Source organism: Streptomyces sp. NPDC005266 (genome assembly GCF_040607655.1).
Lineage (GTDB): Bacteria > Actinomycetota > Actinomycetes > Streptomycetales > Streptomycetaceae > Streptomyces.
In genome coordinates this window covers 64,364-66,711 of the sequence record NZ_JBEXHC010000011.1, presented here as the reverse complement: position 1 = coordinate 66,711, position 2,348 = coordinate 64,364, and the positions used below count along the sequence as shown (strand labels likewise).

Annotated in this window: 3 protein-coding genes and 1 pseudogene; 3 read left to right on the top strand and 1 reads right to left on the bottom strand. The window is 71.0% G+C overall.

Translation table 11 applies throughout. The features are described 5' to 3' along the window. On the bottom strand, positions 1 to 1,230 hold a 1,230-nt coding region (locus tag ABZU99_RS20870; protein WP_356227931.1), incomplete at its 3' end, for a nicotinate phosphoribosyltransferase. A gap of 91 nt (positions 1,231 to 1,321) precedes the next feature. On the opposite strand from ABZU99_RS20870, the gene clpS reads away from it, so the two are divergent. From clpS to ABZU99_RS20855, 3 genes and pseudogenes are all read left to right on the top strand, one after another. Continuing rightward, on the top strand, positions 1,322 to 1,624 hold the full coding sequence (gene clpS, locus ABZU99_RS20865) for an ATP-dependent Clp protease adapter ClpS (RefSeq protein ID WP_355945037.1): 303 nt from the start codon (positions 1,322 to 1,324) through the stop codon (positions 1,622 to 1,624). After that, positions 1,624 to 2,232, top strand: coding sequence for a DUF2017 domain-containing protein (locus ABZU99_RS20860; protein ID WP_356048740.1), 609 nt, complete (start codon positions 1,624 to 1,626; stop codon positions 2,230 to 2,232). The genes clpS and ABZU99_RS20860 overlap by 1 nt, the downstream gene beginning before the upstream one ends. 17 nt (positions 2,233 to 2,249) lie before the next feature. Continuing rightward, positions 2,250 to 2,348, top strand: a pseudogene (locus tag ABZU99_RS20855) (DUF2017 family protein); the annotation flags it as partial.

Genomic DNA, 2,348 nt, shown 5'->3' with positions numbered 1-2,348 from the left:
CGCCAGCGGCTCACGGGCCACGATCTCCCCGCCGCGCACCAGCTCCACCAGCAGCTGCCGGTCGGCGAGGTCCGGCGGGATCTCACCGGTGCCCACCACCTCGGCCTCGGCCACCCCGTCCGCGTCCACCCGCCGCGCCGCCCATTTACGGCCGCCGACCGAGGCCTTGGGGCCCATGGACTTCTTGGCCACCGGCAGCAGCGGCGCCCGCGGGTCGTCCGAGCCGGCCCGCGCGACCAGCTTGTAGACCATCGAGCAGGTCGGGTGCCCGCTGCCGGTCACCAGCTGGGTGCCCACCCCGTACGCGTCCACGGGAGCGGCGGCGAGCGAGGCGATGGCGTACTCGTCGAGATCGCTGGTGACCACGATCTTGGTGTCCTTGGCGCCCAGCTCGTCCAGCTGCTGGCGCACCCGGTGGGCGAGCAGCAGCAGATCGCCGGAGTCGATCCGCACGGCGCCCAGCTTCGGCCCCGCCACCTCCACGGCGGTGCGCACGGCGTCGGCGACGTCGTAGGTGTCCACCAGCAGGGTGGTGTCGCTGCCGAGCGACTCGACCTGTGCGGTGAAGGCGTCGCGCTCGTTGTCGTGCAGCAGCGTGAAGGCGTGGGCGCTGGTGCCGACGGTCGGGATGTTGTACCGGAATCCGGCCGCGAGGTCGGAGGTGGTCGCGAAGCCGCCGACGTACGCGGCGCGGGCCGCGGCGACGGCGGCCAGCTCATGGGTGCGGCGCGCGCCCATCTCCATCAGCGGCCGGTCGCCGGCGGCGACCGACATCCGGGACGCGGCGGCGGCCACCGCGGAGTCGTGGTTGAGGATGGAGAGGATGACGGTCTCCAGCAGCACCGCCTCGGCGAAGGTGCCCTCCACCCGCATGAGGGGTGAGCCCGGGAAGTAGACCTCGCCCTCGGGATAGCCCCAGATGTCGCCGCGGAAGCAGTAGTCGGCGAGCCAGTGCAGCGTCGGTTCGTCCACGATCCGGTGGTGGGCGAGGAAGTCCAGCACCCGCCCCTCGAAGCGGAAGTTCTCGACCGCGTCCAGGACCCGGCCGGTGCCGGCGACGACGCCGTAGCGGCGGCCTTCGGGGAGCCGGCGGGTGAAGACCTCGAAGACCGAGCGGCGGCCGGCGGTGCCGGCCCGCAGCGCGGCCTGCAGCATGGTGAGTTCGTACCGGTCGGTGAACAGCGCTGTCGACGGCACGTCCACCGGCAGTCCCAAGTCCGCAGTGTTCATAGTCGATGATGCTACCTCCCTTACTCGTCAGAGTGACGAGATCTGGGTGCCGGTTTGCGCGACGGCCCCTGCCGGGTGGCAGCATTGGGGTGTGAGTGTCAGCCCCGTGGAGATCGAACGTCCGGAGTCCCGTGAAGCACCGATGGAGGTGCCCGAGCCGGACGTTCCCTGGGTGACCGTCGTGCACAACGACCCGGTCAATCTCATGAGCTATGTGACATACGTCTTTCAGAGCTACTTCGGCTACTCCAAGGACAAGGCGCACAAACTGATGCTGGACGTCCATCACAAAGGCCGCGCGATCGTCTCGAGCGGCAGCCGCGAGGAGATGGAGCGCGACGTGCAGGCCATGCACGGATACGGCCTGTGGGCGACCCTCCAGCAGGAGCGCTGATGTCGGGACGTTTCGAACCGCTGCCCGACGGCGGCGCCTCCGTCGCCCTGGACGAGGTGGAGGTCTCCATCCTGCGCAGCCTGGCCGTCCAGCTCGCGGAGCTGATCGGCCCCGGTGCCCAGCCGGCCGGGGGAGGGGACCCGCTGGACGCGCTCTTCGCCGAGGGGCCCAGCAAGCCGCCCGCCGACCCGGCGCTGGCCCGGCTCTTCCCCGATGCCTATGTCGCCCCGGACCAGGGGCTCGGGCCCGACGAGGAGAAGGAGGCACGGGCCGCCTCGGCGGAGTTCCGCCGCTACACCGAGAACGACCTGCGGGCCCGCAAGCGCGACGACGCCCTGGCGATGGTGCGCGACCTCGACTCCCTGACCACCGGTTCCCTCACCAGGGGCCCGGCCGTCCTGGAGCTGGCGCCGCAGCGATCCCGGCAGTGGCTCACCGCCCTCAACGATCTGCGGCTGGCCATCGGGACCCGGCTGGAAGTCACCGACGAGGAGGACGGCGGCGAGCTGCTGGAGCTGCCGGACACCGATCCGCGCAAGCCGATGGTGATGGCGTACTTCTGGCTCGGCGGGCTCCAGGAGACCCTCGTCGAGACCCTTATGCCGTAATCGCCGGGTTGATCGGGGACGACGGCGGCGAGCTGCTGGAGCTGCCGGACACCGATCCGCGCAAGCCGATGGTGATGGCGTACTTCTGGCTCGGCGGGCTCCAGGAGACCCTCGTC